Origin of the sequence: Streptomyces sp. NBC_00236 (assembly GCF_036195045.1) — a bacterium.
Lineage (GTDB): Bacteria > Actinomycetota > Actinomycetes > Streptomycetales > Streptomycetaceae > Streptomyces.
Genome location: NZ_CP108100.1, coordinates 2,073,481 through 2,092,312 on the forward strand (window position 1 = coordinate 2,073,481; position 18,832 = coordinate 2,092,312).

The 18,832-nt window shown below is 71.6% G+C and carries 14 protein-coding genes; 8 read left to right on the forward strand and 6 right to left on the reverse strand.

What is annotated here, in order from left to right; all coding sequences use genetic code 11:
• Positions 1 to 256 precede the first annotated feature (256 nt).
• Both OG446_RS09165 and OG446_RS09170 read left to right on the forward strand, forming a co-directional pair.
• Entirely contained in the window at positions 257 to 1,525 is a 1,269-nt protein-coding gene (locus OG446_RS09165) for a sensor histidine kinase (RefSeq protein ID WP_328893545.1), read from the forward strand.
• Positions 1,510 to 2,157, forward strand: a complete 648-nt coding sequence (locus OG446_RS09170) for a response regulator transcription factor (protein WP_328893546.1) — start codon at positions 1,510 to 1,512, stop codon at positions 2,155 to 2,157. Before OG446_RS09165 ends, OG446_RS09170 begins: the two co-directional genes overlap by 16 nt.
• A gap of 82 nt (positions 2,158 to 2,239) precedes the next feature.
• Here OG446_RS09170 and OG446_RS09175 read toward each other — a convergent pair whose 3' ends face one another.
• Both OG446_RS09175 and OG446_RS09180 read right to left on the reverse strand, forming a co-directional pair.
• Positions 2,240 to 3,913, reverse strand: a complete 1,674-nt coding sequence (locus OG446_RS09175) for an alpha-L-fucosidase (protein ID WP_328893547.1) — start codon at positions 3,911 to 3,913, stop codon at positions 2,240 to 2,242.
• Positions 3,914 to 4,058: 145 nt separating this feature from the next.
• The gene (locus OG446_RS09180) at positions 4,059 to 4,550 is read right to left on the reverse strand and encodes a MarR family winged helix-turn-helix transcriptional regulator (RefSeq protein ID WP_328893548.1); all 492 of its coding nucleotides are present in this window, start codon (positions 4,548 to 4,550) and stop codon (positions 4,059 to 4,061) included.
• Positions 4,551 to 4,619: 69 nt separating this feature from the next.
• Here OG446_RS09180 and OG446_RS09185 point away from each other — a divergent pair, with 69 nt between their 5' ends.
• Entirely contained in the window at positions 4,620 to 5,165 is a 546-nt protein-coding gene (locus OG446_RS09185) for a carboxymuconolactone decarboxylase family protein (protein ID WP_328893549.1), read from the forward strand.
• 116 nt (positions 5,166 to 5,281) lie between these two features.
• Positions 5,282 to 6,820 (forward strand): DUF1996 domain-containing protein, encoded by a 1,539-nt coding sequence (locus tag OG446_RS09190; protein WP_328893550.1) that lies wholly within the window; start codon positions 5,282 to 5,284, stop codon positions 6,818 to 6,820.
• Between the two features lie 27 nt (positions 6,821 to 6,847).
• On the opposite strand, the gene OG446_RS09195 is transcribed toward OG446_RS09190, so the two are convergent.
• Positions 6,848 to 7,321, reverse strand: coding sequence for a hypothetical protein (locus OG446_RS09195; protein WP_328893551.1), 474 nt, complete (start codon positions 7,319 to 7,321; stop codon positions 6,848 to 6,850).
• Positions 7,322 to 7,451: 130 nt separating this feature from the next.
• On the opposite strand from OG446_RS09195, the gene OG446_RS09200 reads away from it, so the two are divergent.
• From OG446_RS09200 to OG446_RS09215, 4 genes are all read left to right on the forward strand, one after another.
• On the forward strand, positions 7,452 to 9,401 hold the full coding sequence (locus OG446_RS09200) for a hypothetical protein (RefSeq protein WP_328893552.1): 1,950 nt from the start codon (positions 7,452 to 7,454) through the stop codon (positions 9,399 to 9,401).
• Between the two features lie 85 nt (positions 9,402 to 9,486).
• Positions 9,487 to 10,392, forward strand: coding sequence for a metal-dependent hydrolase (locus OG446_RS09205; RefSeq protein ID WP_328893553.1), 906 nt, complete (start codon positions 9,487 to 9,489; stop codon positions 10,390 to 10,392).
• 9 nt (positions 10,393 to 10,401) lie between these two features.
• Positions 10,402 to 11,478, forward strand: a complete 1,077-nt coding sequence (locus OG446_RS09210) for a PDR/VanB family oxidoreductase (RefSeq protein ID WP_328898247.1) — start codon at positions 10,402 to 10,404, stop codon at positions 11,476 to 11,478.
• 59 nt (positions 11,479 to 11,537) lie between these two features.
• Positions 11,538 to 12,260 (forward strand): TetR/AcrR family transcriptional regulator, encoded by a 723-nt coding sequence (locus OG446_RS09215; protein WP_328893554.1) that lies wholly within the window; start codon positions 11,538 to 11,540, stop codon positions 12,258 to 12,260.
• A 4-nt stretch (positions 12,261 to 12,264) separates the two neighbouring features.
• Here OG446_RS09215 and OG446_RS09220 read toward each other — a convergent pair whose 3' ends face one another.
• The 3 genes from OG446_RS09220 to pulA all read right to left on the reverse strand — a co-directional run bounded on the left by OG446_RS09220 (position 12,265) and on the right by pulA (position 18,756).
• Positions 12,265 to 12,615 carry a 5-carboxymethyl-2-hydroxymuconate Delta-isomerase gene (locus OG446_RS09220; RefSeq protein ID WP_328893555.1) on the reverse strand — a complete coding sequence of 117 codons (351 nt, stop codon included), beginning with the start codon at positions 12,613 to 12,615 and terminating at the stop codon, positions 12,265 to 12,267.
• Between the two features lie 91 nt (positions 12,616 to 12,706).
• Positions 12,707 to 13,252, reverse strand: a complete 546-nt coding sequence (locus tag OG446_RS09225) for a hypothetical protein (protein ID WP_328893556.1) — start codon at positions 13,250 to 13,252, stop codon at positions 12,707 to 12,709.
• Between the two features lie 191 nt (positions 13,253 to 13,443).
• Entirely contained in the window at positions 13,444 to 18,756 is a 5,313-nt protein-coding gene (pulA, locus tag OG446_RS09230) for a pullulanase-type alpha-1,6-glucosidase (RefSeq protein WP_328893557.1), read from the reverse strand.
• Positions 18,757 to 18,832 lie beyond the last annotated feature (76 nt).

Below are 18,832 nucleotides of genomic sequence, written 5' to 3' on the forward strand. Positions count from 1 at the left end.
CGTCGGACCGGACACAACGAATCTAGGAATTCCGGGTCCGCCGCCCCAGCCGTCGAAGCCCCCACTCGGCGCGACGTAGGGCGCCGGTCGGGGGGTGGTGGTAGGTACACCCCCGCCGGGTGGCGAAACGGCTGACGCCCGCGGGGCCCGCCGCGTCAGACTGTGTACGGACCGGGGCCGGCACGGCGGCCCGGCCAGGGCACGTCCGGCGGAACAGGCCGGACAGGACCGGCCCGGAGAGGGAAGAGGGATCAGGATGAACACGACACGGGGACGGGTGAGGGCGGCGCTGCTGGCCGCTGGACGCGGGTTGGTGCTGTCGGTCGCGTCGCTGGCGGGATCGCTCACCCTGTTCGTACTGACGGTGCTCTCCCTCGCCTTCATCCTGCTGGGCATCGGCCTGGTCACCACCCCCTGGGTGCTGACGGCGGTCCGCAAGCACGCCAACCAGCGCAGGCTGCTGGCCATCACGTGGTCGGACGTCCGCATCCCCGTTCCGTACCGGCCCCTGCCGAAGGACGTGCGCAGCGGGTTCACCGGCCAGGTGGAGCGCACCACGCTGATGCTGAAGGACCCGGCGACGTGGCGGGACATCCAGTGGCTGATGGTCGACATGACGGCCGGCTACGTGGTGGCGACCCTGGCGGCGGCGCTGATGATCTACCCGGCGGAGGGCTTCGTCCTGGCGGCGGGGCTGTGGCGGGTCTACACGGACGACCGGTACTGGTACGCGTTCGTGCCCGTCGACAGCCAGGCGTCGGGGCTGGTCGCCGCCGCGCTCGGCGTGGCGCTCTTCGCAGCCGGTGTACTGCTCAGCGAGCGGCTGCTGCGGGCGCACTTCGTGCTCGCCCGCTCGGTGCTGGCCCCCGCCCATGAGCAGGAACTCGCCCTGCGCATCGACCGGCTGACCGCGACCCGGCACGAGGCGGTCGACACCGCCGCGTCCGAACTGCGGCGCATCGAGCGGGATCTGCACGACGGGGCGCAGGCCCGGCTGGTCGCCATGGGCATGAACCTCGGCACGATCGAGGCGCTGATCGAGAAGGACCCGGCCCAGGCCAAGAAGCTCCTGGCGATGGCCCGTGCGTCGTCGGCCGAGGCACTGACCGAGCTGCGCGACCTCGTCCAGGGCATCCACCCGCCGGTTCTCGCCGAGCGAGGTCTCGGGGATGCGGTCAGGGCGCTGGCGCTGCGGATACCGATCACGTCCGAGGTGGACGTGGAGCTGGACGGCCGGGCCGAGGCCCCGGTCGAGTCGGCTGCGTACTTCGCGGTCAGCGAGGCTCTGACGAACGCGGCGAAGCACTCGGGCGCGGACCGGATCTGGGTGGACCTGAACCACGTCGACGGCATGCTGAGGATCTCGGTCACGGACAACGGGAAGGGCGGTGCGGCGACCGGGAAGGGATCGGGCCTGAGCGGCATCGAACGCCGACTCGGTACATTCGACGGCATCATGGCCGTCAGCAGCCCCGCGGGCGGTCCCACCATGGTGACCATGGAGATCCCTTGCGAGTTGTCCTAGCCGAAGATCTCTTCCTGTTGCGCGACGGCCTGGTGCGCATGCTGGAGGCGTACGACTTCGAGATCGCGGCCGCCGTCGAGACGGGGCCCGAACTCGCCCGGGCTCTTGCCGAGTTGAAGCCGGACGTCGCCGTGGTCGACGTCCGGCTTCCGCCGTCGCACACGGACGAGGGCTTGCAGTGCGCCCTCGCGGCCCGCCGGGCCAGGCCGGGGCTGCCGGTGCTCGTGCTCTCCCAGCACGTCGAGCAGTTGTACGCGCGCGAGTTGCTGGCGGACGGAAACGGGGCGATCGGCTACCTGCTCAAGGACCGGGTCTTCGACGCCGACCAGTTCATCGACGCGGTACGCCGGGTCGCGGCGGGCGGCACGGCGATGGACCCGCAGGTGATCTCGCAGTTGCTGTCGCGGCGCGCGCAGGACAAGCCGATGGGCGGGCTGACGCCGCGGGAGCGGGAGGTCATGGAGCTGATGGCCCAGGGCCGTTCGAACGCGGCGATCGCCTCACACATGGTGATCACGGAGCGGGCCGTGGCCAAGCACACGTCGAACATCTTCGGGAAGCTGGACCTGCCGCCCTCCGACGACGACAACCGCCGCGTTCTCGCGGTGCTCGCGTACCTGGACCAGGGATAGCCGGACCAGGGAGCGGGCGTGACACGGGTCGCGCATCCGGGCCGGGTCAGGGTCCGGCCCGGATGCGCGGGCTCCTGGCCGGTCAGGAACCGGCCGGCGCGGTGGTGAGGTGCAGCGTCGTGGTGCCCAGGTACGGCTTCGCCCTGGACTCCAGCACCTTGACGCGGACCGAGGTGGCCGTGACGGCCGCCGGGAGCGGCAGGATGCGCTCGTGGCCGATGGTGGTGCCTTCGGCGATCCGCTGCCAGGCCCCGTCGATCCGGGCCTCCACGGCGAACCGCTCGACCCGCTGGCCGTGCCTGATGTCCTCGCGGACCGCCACCCGGTCGAAGGTGTACGGGGCCGGGCCCTGGGTCCGTACGTCACTGCCGTAGATCCGGCGCACGTCGTTGCCGAACGCGGTGAGTGACGCGATGTCCGCTTCGGCGATCCGGCCGTCGGGCGCCGGCGGGACGTTGAGGAGGAGCGAGGCGTTACGGCCGACGCTCTTCTCGTACAGGTTCAGCAACTGCGCCGCGGTCTTGGGCTGTTCATCCTCGTGGTAGAACCAGCCGGGCCGGTTGGAGACGTCGGCTTCGGCCGGGTACCACTGGAGGTAGTTGACGTCCGGGCCGAGGAGCTTGGCGCGCGAGCCGATGTCGGCGTCGGTCGAGTCGTTGGGGAGGCCGCCGAGCCCCGTCCATGGGTCGGTGGTGTGCGGGGTGACGCTCCACTCGGTCTCCCGGGCGACGCCCGACTCGTTGCCGACCCAGCGGACGCCCTGGGGGCCCTGGAAGACGACGGTGTTCGGCGAGAGCGCCTTGACCATGTCGAACCACTGCTTGACGTCGTACTTCTGAGTGATGCCGGAGCCCGACCACGGGTTGGCGCCGTCGAGCCAGAGCTCCTCGACGGGGCCGTACTGGGTGAAGATCTCGTACAACTGGTTGAGGTAGTACGCGTCGTAGTCGTCGGCCCGCACCTTGAAGGTGGGCAGCTCGCCGCTCCTCACCCGGGCGGCCCGGTCGTCGCCGGGGACGAGGGTGGGGATGGTGCGCTCGGTGACGGCGCTGCCGTTGCCGAACCGGCCCTGACCGGCGGGGGCGCGGTCACCGTCCTCCAGTGCCATCCGCTCGGGCAGGCTCAGCGGCTTGCCCTCGGCCTGCTTGGCCCGGATCTTCTCGACCCACTCGGCGTGCCAGGCGTGCGGGAGTTCGGCGCCGTCGGAGGGCGAGAGGTAGAGGCCGACCTTCAGGCCCGCCTTGCGGGCGGCCTTCACATAGGCGGCGACGACATCGGGGCTGCCGGGGCTGAGGGCGACCGAGTGGTCGGTGTAGCGGCTCGGATAGAGGACGAAGCCGTCGTGGTGCTTGACGGTCAGCATGACCTGTTCGACGCCGGCCGCCTTGTACGCGCGCATCCACTGGTCGGCGTCGATGGTCTTCGGTGCGAAGAGCTTCTCGTCCTCCGTGCCGGAACCCCACTCACGGTCGGTGAAGGTGTTCATCCCGAAGTGCGTGAAGGCGGTGACCTCGCGCTGCTGCCAGGCCAGTTGGCCCGGTGTGGGAACGATGTTCGCGGCCTTCTCGATGATCCGGTCGGGGCTGTCGCAGGACTCGACCGTCATCTGCGACGCGGGTCTCACGGGCGCGTCGCACGGGGCGGCGGACGATGCGGACCGCTGGGGTGCGGACTGCTGCGCCGTGGCCTGTACGGGGATGAGCGCGGCGGCCGCCGCCAGTGCGAGCGCGCTGCGCACATGGGTGCGTCGTGCCATGGTTCCCTCCCATTCACGACCACAAGTGGTCGGGTCTTTCGGGTGCCGACGCGTGCATGTTGCCGCATGGCGCGGCCCACAGGAAGGGTGCGCACTCGATACGTCCTATCTCTCGTTCGCAAAGTCCAAGCCCTCATCCGCTCGTTCAGCCGTTGAACCAGGCGGCCATATCCAGCCGGAACGCGTCCGCGGCAGCCATGGTGCGCAGATCGGCCTCCATGGCGCGGACCCGCTCGGCGCCGAGCACCCGCACCCACTCGGCGCGCAGCCGGTCGAAGCCCTCGGCCGACCGCACCAGCATGTCGATCCCGCGCGGGGACAGCCGGACCAGCTTGCGGCGGCCGTCCTGCGGATCGTCGACGCGCTCCACGTACCCGAGGCCTTCGAGCTTCTCGACGGTCTTCCCGGCGGCCTGCTTGGACACCCCCAGCCGCCGGCCGATCTCACTGGCGGTCGACCCGCCCCGGCCCACCGCCTGGAGCGCGTACCCGTATGCGGGACTCATGTCGGGGTGGCCCTGCTCGGCCAGTTCGTGATGCAGGGCGTCGATGATCGAACGGAAGCCGCCGAAGAGCAGAACGGGCAGCTCGAAGCCCGCTCCCGCCTCGACAGGGGCGCCGTCCGGGCGCTCAGCCATTGCGAAACTCGACAACTCGGTTTACCTTTTCGTCAACCACGTTGTCGAGTTTATCGCGAGAGGCCTTCCATGTCCGCCACCGCTTTCCCCGACCACACCCTTGAGTCCGCCCCCGCCGCCGCCCGCTCCACCATGGCGGCCGTGGCACAGAAGCAGGGCTACCTGCCTGTCGCCGTCAGCCGCCTCGCCTCCTCCCCGGAGCTGCTCAGCGGCTTCCTGAAGATGAGCGCGCTCTTCGAGTCGACGACCCTGGACCCGCTCTCCCGGGAGACCCTGATCATGACGGTGGCCGGCCGCAACGGCTGTCACCTCTGCGTGGCCATGCACACCGCGCGGCTCACCGCCCTCGACGCCGGCGCGGACATCATCGCCGCCCTGCGCGACGGGACCCCGCTGCCGGACGAACGGCTGGAAGCGGTACGGCAGTTCACCCTGGCCGTCCTGGCGGCGAGCGGGGCCGTCGACGAGCCCACGCTGCAGTCGTTCCTGGCACACGGGTACACCCACCGCAACGCACTGGAGGTGGTCCTGGGCATCGGCACCTACACCATGTCGACCCTGGCCAACCGCCTGACGGACTCGCCGATCGATCCCCAACTGGCGCCGTTCGCCTGACACTTGACAGCCGTCCCCGATCAGGGATTCCGCCTCTCGTTGAACGGCCCGCGCGCCGGCGCCGTATGGAACGTCACGCTTCTCCCCCGCGAAGCCTGAGGAGTCCGAGGAGTTCCATGGGACGCACATCGCGCAAGAAACGCTCCACCCTGGCCAACCGGGCGATCATCGCCTCGGCCGCACTGATCCTGGGCGGGGGTGGGCTGGCCGCGGTCAACGTCTACGCCTCTGCGGGCGAGGGCTCGCCCGGCTCCTCCCAACGGAGCTGGCAGCCGGTCCGCCAGGCCTCCACCATCGACTGCCCCGAAGTGGTCAACGAGATCCCCGAGGTTCCCGGCGAGGCCCGGGCGGAGGTCGACCGCGAACTGGCCGCCATGGACACCCAGATCACCGATGCCTACCGGGAGTTCGCCGACCGACGGGACCGGATGGCCCGCGACCCGCAGCTCGCGCAGAACGCCGTGCTGGACCCGCTGAAGGCCAGGCGCACCGCCAGCATCGACCGCATCGCGACCGCGATCGGCCGCAGAGCGGAGCGTCCGGAGGGACTCGGCTCGCTGGCCCCGTGCAGTCTGCGCGCGGACGACGAGGCGGCCGAGCCGACGGACCGGCCCACGGACGACGGTTCCGGCGAAGACGGTTCCGGCGACGACGGAGGTAACGACGGAGGCGGCGGCGAAGACGGTGGAAACGGCGGAGGCGGCGGCGAAGACGGCGGAAACGACGGAGGCGGAGGCGACGACGAGGGCCAGGACGCCGGTCAGGGCGGCAACGGTCCCGAGGAATCCGACTTCGTCGACATCCGGTCCGTCCAGCCGAACGTCGACAGGCCGGCCCGGCTCCGGGGCGCCTCACGCGGCACCTTCACCACCGAGTGCGGACGCAACCAGAACGGGAAGTTCAATCCGGACAACGTCATCGCCGCCCCCGGAGTCGCCAACGGCGCCCACCACATGCACGACTACGTCGGCAACCAGGCCACGGACGCCTTCTCCGGCGACGACGACCTGGCGGCCGGTGACACCACCTGCCGCAACCAGGGCGACCGGTCCACGTACTACTGGCCCGTGCTCCGCCTGCAGAACGGGGCGGCGGAGAACGACGCCGAAGCCGACGGCGGGGGCAAGGACCAGAACGTCGGGGAGATCCGGACGCCGTCCCAGGTGACGCTGAAGTTCGTCGGGAACCCCACCGGGAAGGTCACGGCCATGCCGCGCTTCCTGCGCATCATCACCGGCGACGCCAAGGCGTTCACCAACGGCGACGCGAACGCCAACGCCTCCTGGAGCTGCACCGGGTTCGAGGACCGGCAGCTCAAGGACAAGTACCCGATCTGTCCCGAGGACAGCCAGGTCGTCCGTTCCTTCGCCTTCCAGAGCTGCTGGGACGGGCAGAACACCGACAGCGCGAACCACCGCACCCATGTGGCGTTCGCGCAGGACGACGGGAGGTGCCCGGACGGCTTCCGGGCCATTCCGCAGCTGGTCCAGCGCATCGTCTACGACGTGCCTCCGGGGCCCGGGTTCGCCGTCGACTCCTTCCCGGAGCAGCTGCACAAACCCGTCACCGACCACGGCGACTTCATCAACGTCTTCGACGACAGGCTGATGCGGAAGGTGGTGAGCTGCGTCAACGGCGGGCGCACGTGCCGCTGACGGCCGACCCCCGCACACCCTGCGCGGTCAGCTCCCGTGGTGACCGGAGTCCCCTGCCTCGCTCCCCCCGACGCCACCGCTTCCCGAGTGGTGCGGCGAGGCGGTCTCCACCGTCCCCCCGAGCCGGCCGCGCAGTGCCGCGATCACCGCGGCATCCGAGACGGCGACCCACCTGCGGCCGACCAGGTACGAGCCGCCGTAGTCGTTGGCCTCGTTGATCCACTCCCGCTGGCCGCGGTCGGTCGCGAACGTGGCCAGCACATAACGCCCGTCGTCCGTGGTGCAGTTGGCCTGCCGCAGCTCCTGCGCGTCGGTCTGCAGCTTCGGCTCGCAGTGCGCCTGTGCGGCGAGTTCCTCCAGTGTGCCGGTGGCGGTCGGCGGGATGTCGTTCCCGTCCCCGTCACCGCCGCCGGCGCATCCCGCGAGCAGGACCGGGCCCACGACGACGGCCGCGCACCACGCGTGCCGCGCCGCCCTTCGCGTACCGTTCCGCTTCGTCATCCGGCCATCGTGCCGTTCCGGGCCGGGTCCTGGCAGCCGAACGCCAGAAGGGCGATACACCTGGGGGGCCGGTGACGGGCCCGCGCAACCCCCGGAGTGACCATCGCACGATTCGCTCGTTCTGCTGAACGTGCGTCCACTGTCAGAGGTACCGCCAGCCGCCGCCCGGGCCGATGCGGGGCAGCCCGAGGCCGCGCTCGTCGAGCACTACCCCCGGCTGGCCCGGCTCGGCTATCTCGTCCTGCCGCACTCGCTGAGCCGCGACCGGCGCGTCCTCACGGCTCACGCGCTGGCCCAGCGGTCCCTCCAGGCGGCGCACCGAGCCGGGCCCGTGGACGGCGGCGCCGTGCCGCTGCCCCGCCGTCCGGGCCGCGCGGAGGCGGCCGACCCGGGTTACGCCTACGTCCGGCGGCAGGTGCTGCGGAGCGCGCTGACGGCGGGGCGGCCGGTGCGTCCGCGGTACCTGCCGCGCCGCGACCGGTTCCCGCCGCTCCTCCCGCTGACCTGGGGGATCCGGCTGTTCCCGCACTCCGGGGGCGCCGAAGAACTCGCCCTGGACCAACGGCTGTCGGCGGTGAGCGGGGCGGCCCGGGCCGCGTTCGTCCTGCGCGGTCTGGAGGGGCTGGCGGACGGCGAGGTCCGGCGGGTGCTGTCCGATGCCGGAGTGGCCGACCCGCACGCGGCGTTGATGGAGGCGGACGGGGTGCCCGCCGCCTATGCGCTGCTGGCATCGCCCGAGTTCGACCCCTGCTCGCTCCAGGCCCGTCCGCCTGATCTGGCGCGCCGCCGCAGATACCTCCGGGCGGCGCTGGCCGGCTTCGCCGCCCTGCTCGTGTGCGGGGCGCTGCTGGGCCTGCCGGGTGAGGGCTGGAGCCGGGGCTCCCTGTCCGCGCCCTTGTACGCACGCAACCCGGCCGCCGAAGAGGCCCTGGATCCGGGGGCGTTACGAAGGGTTCCGGCGACGTTCTGGCAGCGCTCGCCGCGTACCGACTTCACCGCCTGGCCCACCCGGGGCGACCGTACCGAGGACACCCGGCTGCTGCGGCGGGCGCTACGGGTGTGGGCGCGGCCCGGCGACGGAGTGCGGACGTCGGCGACGCCGGGGACGCCGGTGGGTCCGCCGATGGGGGCGCCGCAGCTCTTGTACGCGGGCGAGGTGGGCCCGTCCGCGGTGGTGCTGTTCCACGACGGGCTGCGTGTCGTGCGGTACGCGGAGCCCCGTGACGCCGATCCGTCCGAGGGCGCGGCACTTGACTTCGCCCGGGTCGACGGGGCGGACGTGGCGTCGGCGGGCGCCCTGGTCGTGGAGCGGGCGGGGGGCTCGGTCCGCTATCTGACGGCGCCCTGGGTGCGGCAGGTGCGGGTACGGGATCTGCTCGCCCCCGGCCGGGAGCCGCGGGCGCTGCACCGCTCCCCCGACGGGGTGACCGGCCCGCTGCCCGGCCCGGCGGCCGCACCCGGCTGCCGGTCCTGGTACGCGGTCGAGCTGGCCGACGCCGGGGCCGTGCGACTGGTGACGGATCTCGGTGAACTCGCGCCGGCCCGGCTGACCTCGGGCCCGCCGGAGCGTCCGCACGACGTCTCGGGGCGCACGGAGTACGCGAGCTTGGCACGGACCGCCTGCCTGCTGCCTGCCGTACGCGCGCACGGGGTGCGCGAGGTGAACTCATGGCTGTACGCGAAGCAGCCGCTGCCCGAGGGAAACGGCACCGCCCAGTGGCTGTGCACCCGGGCGGAGACCTGGCGGGGCACCGGGAGCAGGACCCTCGCCCAGTTCCAGGCCCCGTCCGGGCGGCCCTCGTCGAGCGGGCCGCCGGGGGTGGTCGCGGCGCGCGCCGAGAACACGCCGGAGTGCGGGGCGCGCGCTCCCCAGGTGCTGGCGGGCGTGCTGTGGAAGTCGCACGGCGGCCGGTGGTACGTACTCGCGGCGGGCAGTGAGCAGTTCGCGTCGCTGACCACGTCCGGCGGGGTGACGGCCCGGGTGCGGGGGCGGCTGCTCGCGGTGCGGGCCGGGGCGGGCGACCGGGCACAGCTGAACGGGCGGCTGGCGGACGGCAGCCGGGCGGGGGCGCTGCGCTGAGCACCACCGCGCGAAGGCCTGGCGGCCGGGAACTATCGCGTGCACGCCCCTGTCGCCCGCCCCTACCCATCAGTACATTGACAGCATGTCTAACACGCAGCCAGCGGCGGTCGCGTCGGAGCGAACCGCGCTCAAGGCCCGTCGGGTCTCCTTCGCCTGGGACAGGACGCCCCTGCACTGGGTGCCGGGCGATCCGTTCACCACGCACACCATCAACGTGCTCCATCTGCTGCTCCCCGCCGGGGAACGCTGGTTCATCCACGTCTACCGCCAGGTGCTCCCGTACATCCACGACGAGCGGCTGCGCCAGGACGTCATCGGGTTCATCGGCCAGGAGGCGATGCACTCCCAGGCCCACGACGACGTGCTCCCGCATCTGAAGGGCCTCGGCCTCGACCCGACCCCGTACACCGCGCAGGTCGACTGGCTCTTCGAGAAGCTGCTCGGCGACCGGACGCTGCCGCCGGGCCGGGCGCGCAGGTGGTGGCTGATGGAGCGGGTCGCGACGATCGCGGCGATCGAGCACTACACCGCGTTCCTCGGCGACTGGATCCTGAACGCCGACGCGCTGGACCGGCGCGGCGCCGATCCCACGATGCTGGATCTGCTGCGTTGGCACGGCGCCGAGGAGGTCGAGCACCGCTCGGTCGCCTTCGATGTGTTCATGCATGTCGACGGCGGCTACCGGCGGCGGGTGCGGACCTGGGCGACTGCCTTCTCCGCGCTGCTCTTCCTCTGGCAGCGCGGCACCCGGTTCTTCATGGAGAACGACCCGAGCCTGCTGGACGGCAAGGCGTCCTTCGGCCGGTTCTACCGCAGCGGCCGGCACGGCACCCTGCCGAGCACCCCCGCGATGCTGCGGTCCATCCCGCGCTATCTGAGCCGTACGTACCACCCCTCCCAGGAGGGCAGCACGGCGCAGGCCGTCGACTACCTCGCCCATTCGCCCGCCGCGGTCGCGGCCGAGGCCCGTACGACGGAAGCCGGCTGATCCATGCCCCTGCCCCTGCCCCGTCTGCGTACCGTCGCCGTGCTGGCCGGCGCCGCGCTGCTCGCCAAACGGGCGATGCGCCGCCGCATCGAGACGTCCCCGCTGTGGCCGCTGCCCGCACTGGACGAACCCGTATCGGGCCGGGCCGAGCGCCGTTCCACCACCGGGCGGCGGCTGCTGGTCACCGGGCGGACCACTCCGGCGGACGGGGTCGTGCAGCTCCGGCTGGAGGGCCCGGACCTGCCGCCCTGGCAGCCCGGCGCCCATCTGGACCTGGTGCTGCCGTCCGGGCTGGTCCGCCAGTACTCCCTGTGCGGCGACCCGGCCGACCGCACCGCGTACACCGTGGCGACCCGGCTGGCCGAGGACGGCCGGGGTGGCTCGCGCGAGGTGCACGCCCTGCTCCACGAGGGCCGGGAGGTCGAGGTCCGGGGCCCGCGCAACCGCTTCCCGCTGGCCAACGCCCCCTCCTACCTCTTCGTCGCCGGCGGCATCGGCATCACACCGGTCCTGCCGATGGTGCGCGCGCTGGCCGCCTCGGGGGCCGACTGGCGGCTGTTGTACGGGGGACGCAGCCGGACCACGATGCCTTTCCTGGCGGAGATCGAGAAACTGGGCGCCGACGGTGACCGGGTCACGGTCGTCCCGCAGGACGAGGCCGGCCACCCGGACATCGCGGCGGTCCTCGCGGACACGGCCGAGGGCACGGCAGTCCACTGCTGCGGCCCCGAACCCCTGATGGACGCGGTCGCGGCCGCGCTGCCGCCCGGCCGCACCCTGCACCTGGAACGGTTCTCCGCGCCGGGGAGGGACGCCGCGGGATCGGCCCCCTTCGAGGTGGAACTGCGCCGCTCGGGCCGCACCGTACCGGTCCCGGCCGGCCAGTCGGTGCTCGCCGCCGTACGTGCCGAGCTGCCGCACGTCGCGTACTCCTGCGAGCAGGGCTTCTGCGGGACGTGCCAACAGCGGGTCCTGGAGGGCGAGATCGAGCACCGGGACGACCTGCTGACGGACGCGGAGCGGGGCGATTCGATGCTGATCTGCGTGTCGCGGTGCCGGGGCGGGCGGCTGGTGCTGGACCTCTGACGTGGCGGCTTCCACCGCACTGCACAGAGCCGGCGGAGCCGGTCGGTACCCTGTTCCTCATGACGACCGGGGTACGGCGCAGGATGGGCGTCGAGGAGCGCAGGCAGCAGTTGATCGGCGTCGCGCTGGAGTTGTTCAGTCACCGGTCCCCGGACGAGGTGTCGATCGACGAGATCGCCGCTGCCGCCGGGATCTCCCGGCCGCTGGTCTACCACTACTTCCCGGGCAAGCAGAGCCTCTACGAGGCGGCGCTGCGGCGGGCGGCGGACGAGTTGGCGGCCCGGTTCCTGGAGCCGCGCGAAGGACCTCTCGGGGCCAGGCTGTTGCGGGTCATGGGGCGGTTCTTCGACTTCGTCGACGACCACGGGCCGGGGTTCGCGGCCCTCATGCGGGGCGGTCCCGCGGTGGGTTCCTCGACGGCTGACGCGATGGTCGACGGGGTGCGCCAGGCGGCCTGCGAGCAGATCCTGGCCCATTTGGGCGTCGAGGAACCCCCGGCCCGGCTGGAGCTGGTCGTCAGGTCCTGGGTCTCGCTCGCCGAATCGACGGCCCTGATGTGGCTGGACGGGCGGCGCATCCCGCGTGCCGAGCTGGAGTTGCAGCTGGTCCACGACTTCGCAGCGCTGGCCGCCGTGAGCGCCGCGTACAACGAGGAGATGGCCGGCGTCGTGCTGCGGGTCCTCGCGCAGGAGCCGGCGGACGGACCGTTCGGAGATCTGCTGGTGCGGCTCTCCTCGCTGGCGCCCGCCGTGCCGGCCGTGCCTCCGCAGCGGCTGCGGTAGACCCTCAGCGCTTGCGGTAGGACGGGTCGAGGTCGCGCGTCTCGGCCGAGAGGTGGAGGGTCAGTTCCCCGGCCGGCCGGATGTGGGCGGCCAGCAGCTCCAGCACGGACTCGGTGAGCTGCGCCCTGATCTCCGGGGTGCGGCCGGGCAGCAGCGCGATGTCGACGTGCACGAGCGCGTCGCCGTCGGGTGCGTCCGCGACCACCGTCTCCTCGACCCGGCGGAAGCGGGTCTTGCAGGCGGCGATCTTCGTGGTGACCGTCTCGGCGATCAGCGGGTGCAGCGCGCCCGCGAAGCCTGAACGGTCGAAGGAGCCGTCGAGTTCGGCGGAGTAGTCGACGGTGATCTGGGGCATGACGGCCTCCTGAGCGGGCGTGGGACGGTGGTCGCCCCCACCCTTCCGCTCGCCGGGAGGGCGCACAAGCCGGAATCACTATGTGGGCGGTTCACCGTGGAGGGCGAGGCGCTGATCCGAGGTCCGCGCCGGCTTCGAGGACGCCGACACACTGCTCACCCCTGACACCCAGGGGCTGCTCGCTCGTGGCGAGGACGGTCAGTCCGGGAGAGGTCGTGAGGATCTCGCCGAGGAGGTGCGCGCAGGCGGGGCCCACGTGCTCGCAGGAGTCCAGGACCAGCAGGAGGTGCATGCCGGCGAGCCGTTCGCACACCATCTCGACCAGCGACTCGACGGGCATCCGCACCAGCTCCTCGACGGGCGTCCGCCGTGTGTGGCCGCGCAGCCCCACCGCCTCGGAGACGGTGGCGAGGAGCATGTCGGCGTCGTGGACGGGGGCGAGGTCGGCCCATCGGACGCCGTCGCGGTACAGGGACCGCACGCGCCCGGCCGCACGGATCGCCAGCCGGGTCCGGCCGGCTCCGCAGGTGCCGGTGAGGGTGGTCAGCCGGCCCGTGACGAGGGCGTGTCCGATCCGGTCGAGTTCCCTCTCGAGTCCGGCGGGGCTCGTGGTCCCCTCGGGAATGTTGCTCGCCATCGTCACCGTCGCTGACCGGGTGGAGCGGCCGGTCCCGGCCCCTGCGCCCCCGTGCGGCACCGTCGGACGATCGACGGGGGTGCCGTACGGGAGAGGGGACCGGGACCGGCCGGGTGGAGTGGGAGGGTGCACCGGGACTGGGATGCTGCGGCTCTGCCCGGCGGCTGCCCACACGGTAGACCCGATGTGGGTCAGCTCAGCGAGAACACCGCCACCGTGCGTCCCGGAACGGTGAAGCTTCCCGAACTCCTCTCGTACGTGGCCCTCTTGACGGTAAGATCCGCGCCCGCCGCCTGGACGGGGTGCAGGGCGTAGTTCTTTCCGGCCAGGGAGTCGACCTTCTGGGTGGTGGCGCCGGGTGCCGCGTTGAGGACGACGACCAGCTTGCCGAGCCGCATGGTGATCACGCCGGGCGTCTCGTCCTTGCCGGAGAGCGGGAAGGAGAGCGTGGACTGCACCTGTCCGGCGGTGGAGAGGTCGAAGTCCTTCTCCGTGGAGCGGATGGTGAGCAGGTCCTGGTACGCGGCCGAGGCGCCGTCGATCCGGGCGCAGCCGGGGTTGACGGCCGGGTTGGCCAACAGCGGCTTCGCGTAGGACCACTTGGCCTGGTTGTCCGCGGCGGGCGGCAGTCCGCGGCCGAAGCCGTTGCCCGCGCGGCAGTCCCAGTGCAGGGCGTTGAACCAGTCGCCGCTGTCGTAGGAGTTGCGATCCAGCGACTTGGAGCGCAGCAGGTCGGTGCCGGCCTGGGAGAGCGAGGGGCCCTGGGAGAGGGTGGCCGTCGCCATGGCCAGGACCTGCATGCGGGCCCGGTCGGCTGCCGAGGTGCCCGCCGGGAGCTTGAAGGCGAGGGCGTCGTACAGCGTCTCGTTGTCGTGGGCGTCGGCGTAGGCGAGGGCGTCACCGGGAGCGGCGGCGTATCCGGCCGGGGCTCCGTTGTAGTCGACGCCCGAGCCCTTGACCGTGTTGCCGTTGGTGTCGGTGAACGTGTAGTCGGCGAGGTTGCCGGTGAGTCCGACCTTGATCAGGTCCTGGTAGTGGAGCAGCCGGGCCTTCTGCTCGGCCTCGGTGCCGTTGTGGGTGGAGGTGTTGGGGTCGGTGTAGAGGCCGGAGGCGAAGCCCTGCACACCGGGGTCCTCGTCGAACGGGGAGCCGCCGCGCACGGCGTCGCGGGCCCGGTCGGAGAAGGTGGCGATGCCGGTGCCGGCCATGTTCTTCTGGGTGGCCTGGACGAAGCGGGCGTCGTCGGCGATCTCGCCGAAGTTCCAGCCCTCCCCGTACAGGATGATCTTCTTCCCGTCGACGCCGTCCTCGGCGACCGTCAGGGCGTCGAGCGCCTTGCGGACAGCCAGGATGTTGGCCTTGGGGTGGTGGCCCATGAGGTCGAAGCGGAAGCCGTCGACCTTGTACTCCTTGGCCCAGGTGACGACGGAGTCCACGACGAGCTTGCCCATCATGGTGTTCTCGGGCGCGGTGTTGGCGCAGCAGGTGGAGGTGGCGACGGTGCCGTCCTCCAGGAGGCGCTGGTAGTAGCCGGGCACGATCCTGTCGAGGACGGACTTGTCGTCCTGGCCCGAGGCGACGGTGTGGTTGTAGACGACGTCCATGACGGTCCGCAGACCGGCGCCGTTGAGGCCCTGCACCATCTGCCGGAACTCGACCGTGCGCTTGGTGCCGTCGGGGTCGGAGGCGTAGGAGCCCTCGGGGACGGTGTAGTGCAGCGGGTCGTAGCCCCAGTTGAAGGCGTCCTTCGCGGCGGCCTTCGCCACGCAGGCCTGCTGCTCCTCGGAGTCGGGGGCGTAGACGGACAGGTCGCAGGCCGGCTTCTGCTGGTCCTTCTTCTTCTCCGGGATGGTGCCGATGTCGAAGGCGGGCAGCAGGTGGACGTAGTTGGTGCCGGAGCCGGCGAGCTCCTTGAGGTGCTTCATCCCGTCCGAGCGGGTGTCGGTGAAGGCAAGGTACTCACCGGGGTGCTCGGACGTGGGGTCCGCGATCGAGAAGTCGCGGATGTGGAGCTCCTGGATCTGCGCGTCGCGCAGCGGTACGGCGGCGGGCTTGGCCAGCGCGCTCCAGCCCTTCGGTGCGAGCTTGCGGTCGTCGAGGTCGACCACGAGGCTCCGCGCGGAGTCGGTGGTCAGGGCGGTGGAGTAGGGGTCGGTGACCTTGTTGGTGACGAGCTTCTGGACGGTGGGCGCCCAGACGTTCACGGCGTACCGGTAGGGCTTGCCGTTCCAGCTCCTGTTCCCGGTGACGGACCAGACGCCGGTGCGGTCGTCGCGGCGCATCGGGACGGTCTTCCCGTCGAGTTCGAGCGAGACGGTACGGGCGGTGGGCGCCCAGACGGACAGGGTGGGCGTGCCGTTGCGGAAGACCGGGCCGAGTGAGGCGCTGCTCGCCTTCGTCCCGTAGAGGTCGTCGAGCACGCCGGCGCTCTGGACGCCGGTGGCGGCGAGCAGGGCGCCGTTGGCGGCGCGCTGGGTGGCGATGAGCTGGCCGCGCAGGGCCTCCCGGACCCTGTCCCGGTCACGGGTGTCGACGGTGAAGGCCGGGTAGTCCTTGAGGTGCGGGTACTTCGCCTTCTGTGCGTCGGTCAGCGCGGACGGGCTGAGTCGCAGCCACTGGCCCTCGTCGGAGAGCGCGCCGTCGACGACGGAGATGCCGCCGCTCGATGCGTAGACGAGCTGCTGGCTGGTGGCCTCGGTGGCCTTCACCTTCCAGACGACGGTGTCGGAGTCGATCCACTGCGCCTCGGCCTTGGTGAGGTCGGGGGCGGGTACGCCACCGGTCTGCGGAAGCAGATAGCCGGCCGTACCGCCGAGCATCCAGACCTCGTGGCCGTAGCTCGCGATGTCGAGCGACTGGTCGCTGGGCAGGTCCTTCTCGTCGCCGCGGTGCAGGATGTAGCTGAGCGAGGTGGCCCCGTCGGCGAGCGGGACCTCGAAGGTGAGACCCGAGGCGTCCTTCTTCACCGGCTGGAGCGGCTTGGACCAGTCGGTCGGCTCCTTGGCGCCCGTCCAGGTGTGCAGGCCCCAGCCGTCGTAGTCGCCGTCGGCCCGGTAGTAGTGCAGGACGGCCTTGGTGGTGTCCTGCGGGGGGTGGGCGCCGTCGGGGGCGGTGTCGGCCTGGCCGTCCTTGCCCTGCTCGATCCAGACCTGTCCGGTCTTCGCGAGGTCGACGGTGCGCTCGGGCCCGTCGGCGGTACCGGACTTCTCGACGGTGTACGGGACCGCGGAGGCGCCCTCCGGCACCTTGATCCAGGCGAAGGCGCCGTAGGCGTCCCGCCCGGTGAAGGCGGCGGTGGTCTCGCCGGACCTGGCCTGCCACCCGTCGTAGTCGCCGTCCGCGCGCCTGTAGTGGACGACGGCGTAGTCGCGTTCGACGGCGACGGGCTTCGCCGGGGCGGGTGCCTGGCCGGCGGTGGACGCGGCGAGCGCGCTCGCGGTGCGTCCGGTCCGGTCGACGACGACGGCCTTGTAGCGCAGCGGTGTTCCGGCGGCGGTCTTGCCGCTGATGGTCTGGGTGACCTTGTACGGGGCGTGGTCGGCGGTGCCGAGGGTGGTCCACTTGCCGTTGCCGGTCTGGGCGGCGAAGACGACCCGGTTGAGGGAGCCGCCCTCGACGTCGGCGGTGAGCTCGACGGTGCCGGTGGCACCGGCGGCCGGTGCCTTCAGCGTGATGGAGGGCTCGGCCGCGTGGGCGGTCAGCGTCTTCGCGGCGCGGAGCACGATGCTGGACAGCGCCGGGACGGTGACGGTGATCTTCTTGTCGGCTCCGCTGCGGACGGTGCCGGAACCGCCGTACAGCGTGCGGAAGTCCATGCCGGCGGACTCGGTGGACAGCTCCACGGTCTTCGCCGCGGTGCCGTTGTTCGTGGCGACGACGTACTCGTTGCCGCGCTCGGGGTCCGTACGGGAGAAGGCGTAGACGGAGCCCTCGGCGTAGCGCTCGGTCTGGGCGCCGTCGCGCAGCGCCGGGTTCTTCGCGGTCAGCTCGGAGAGCGCGGCGATGGACCGGTAGATCGGGTGGCTCGTGTCGTACGCGTCGGAGGCGTGCGTGCGGTCCGTGCCCAGCTCGTCGTCGTCGAGGTAGTCCGCGGTCTGCGAGGCGAACATCGTCTGCCGGGCGTCCTTGTCGCCGCCGGCGCCCGTGAAGCCCTGCTCGTCGCCGTAGTAGACGACGGGGTTGCCGCGGCTGAGGAACATCAGCTCGTTGGCGAGGCGGGCCCGCTCGACCAGCTCCGCGTCATCGGCCTTCGGGTTGTCCTGCTTCAGGAAGGTCCCGATGCGGCCCATGTCGTGGTTGCCGAGGAACTTCACCTGCTCGTAGGCGTTGGCCTTGTCGGTGGTGTACCGGTAGTCGTCGCCGAAGACGGCGGCGAGCTTCGAGGCCGGGGCGCCCTGCGAGGCGTACTGGCGGGCCGCTTCCTGGAAGGGGAAGTCGAGCGTCGCGTCCAGCCGGCCCTGCGTGACGTAGGGCGAGGTGATCGCGGTGTCGGCGGAGTAGACCTCGCCGAACATGAAGAAGTCCTTGCGGCCGTGCTTGGCCGCGTACGTGTCGAGCGCGGTCGCCCACTGGGTCCAGAAGTCCATGTCGACGTGCTTGACGGTGTCGATCCTGAAGCCGTCTATACGGAAGTCGCGGACCCACTTCTGGTAGATCTTCTCCATGCCGGAGACGACCTCGGGCCGCTCGGTCCACAGGTCGTCGAGCCCGGAGAAGTCGCCGTACGTGGTGGACTCGCCGGCGTAGGTCGAGTCACCGCGGTTGTGGTACATCGTCGGGTCGTTGAGCCAGGACGGCGTCTTGCCGCCGGTGGTGACCGGCTTGTACGGGAACGAGTCCGCGTCCGTCCTCGCCATGCCGGAGGCGTCGTCGAAGGGCCGGCCGTTGCGGTCGAGGTACGGGTAGGCGCCCTTGGGCCTGTAGCCGTAGGTCTTCTCGGCGTAGTCGACGGTGTCGGCGGTGTGGTTGGTGATGACGTCGAAGAAGACCTTCATGCCCTTGCGGTGGGCCTGTTCGATCAGCTTCGTCAGGTCGGCGTTGGTGCCGAAGTGCGGGTCGACCTGGGTGAAATCGGTGATCCAGTAGCCGTGGTAGCCGGCCGAGGCGTCCTTGCCGGTGCCCTGGACGGGCCGGTTCTTGAAGATCGGGGCGAGCCAGATGGCGGTGGTGCCGAGCCCCTTGATGTAGTCGAGGCGGCTGGTCATCCCCTTGAGGTCGCCGCCCTGGTAGAACCCCTTGTCGGTGGGGTCGTACCCGGTCTCCAGCCGCGAGCCGGTCAGCCCGCCCTTGTCGTTGCCGGTGTCGCCGTTGGCGAAGCGGTCGGGCATGACGAAGTAGAACTGCTCACGGGTCAGGTCGTGGCGGTCGGGCTGAGCCGCCAGTTTGGCGTCCGAGGGCGGCCTCGGAGGCCGGGGTGCGGCGGACGCGGAGGCCGCCGGAACGAGCGGGAGCAGCGCCGTGCACAACGCGGCGACGGCTCCCCGTCTCAGGGTGGAACGGGACACGGGCGGGGTCTCCTTGTATGAGGGACGAGGGTGCGCCGGGTGCCGCGCCGGGAGACCCCGGCGCGGCACCCGGACA

Bases quoted from the DNA above. Each gene is read 5' to 3' on its own strand.
- OG446_RS09165 (WP_328893545.1), top strand. From the start codon at position 257: ATGAACACGACACGGGGACGGGTGAGGGCGGCGCTGCTGGCCGCTGGA.
- OG446_RS09175 (WP_328893547.1), bottom strand. From the start codon at position 3,913: ATGGCACGACGCACCCATGTGCGCAGCGCGCTCGCACTGGCGGCGGCC.
- OG446_RS09180 (WP_328893548.1), bottom strand. From the start codon at position 4,550: ATGGCTGAGCGCCCGGACGGCGCCCCTGTCGAGGCGGGAGCGGGCTTC.
- OG446_RS09185 (WP_328893549.1), top strand. From the start codon at position 4,620: ATGTCCGCCACCGCTTTCCCCGACCACACCCTTGAGTCCGCCCCCGCC.
- OG446_RS09190 (WP_328893550.1), top strand. From the start codon at position 5,282: ATGGGACGCACATCGCGCAAGAAACGCTCCACCCTGGCCAACCGGGCG.
- OG446_RS09195 (WP_328893551.1), bottom strand. From the start codon at position 7,321: ATGACGAAGCGGAACGGTACGCGAAGGGCGGCGCGGCACGCGTGGTGC.
- OG446_RS09205 (WP_328893553.1), top strand. From the start codon at position 9,487: ATGTCTAACACGCAGCCAGCGGCGGTCGCGTCGGAGCGAACCGCGCTC.
- OG446_RS09215 (WP_328893554.1), top strand. From the start codon at position 11,538: ATGACGACCGGGGTACGGCGCAGGATGGGCGTCGAGGAGCGCAGGCAG.
- OG446_RS09220 (WP_328893555.1), bottom strand. From the start codon at position 12,615: ATGCCCCAGATCACCGTCGACTACTCCGCCGAACTCGACGGCTCCTTC.
- OG446_RS09225 (WP_328893556.1), bottom strand. From the start codon at position 13,252: ATGGCGAGCAACATTCCCGAGGGGACCACGAGCCCCGCCGGACTCGAG.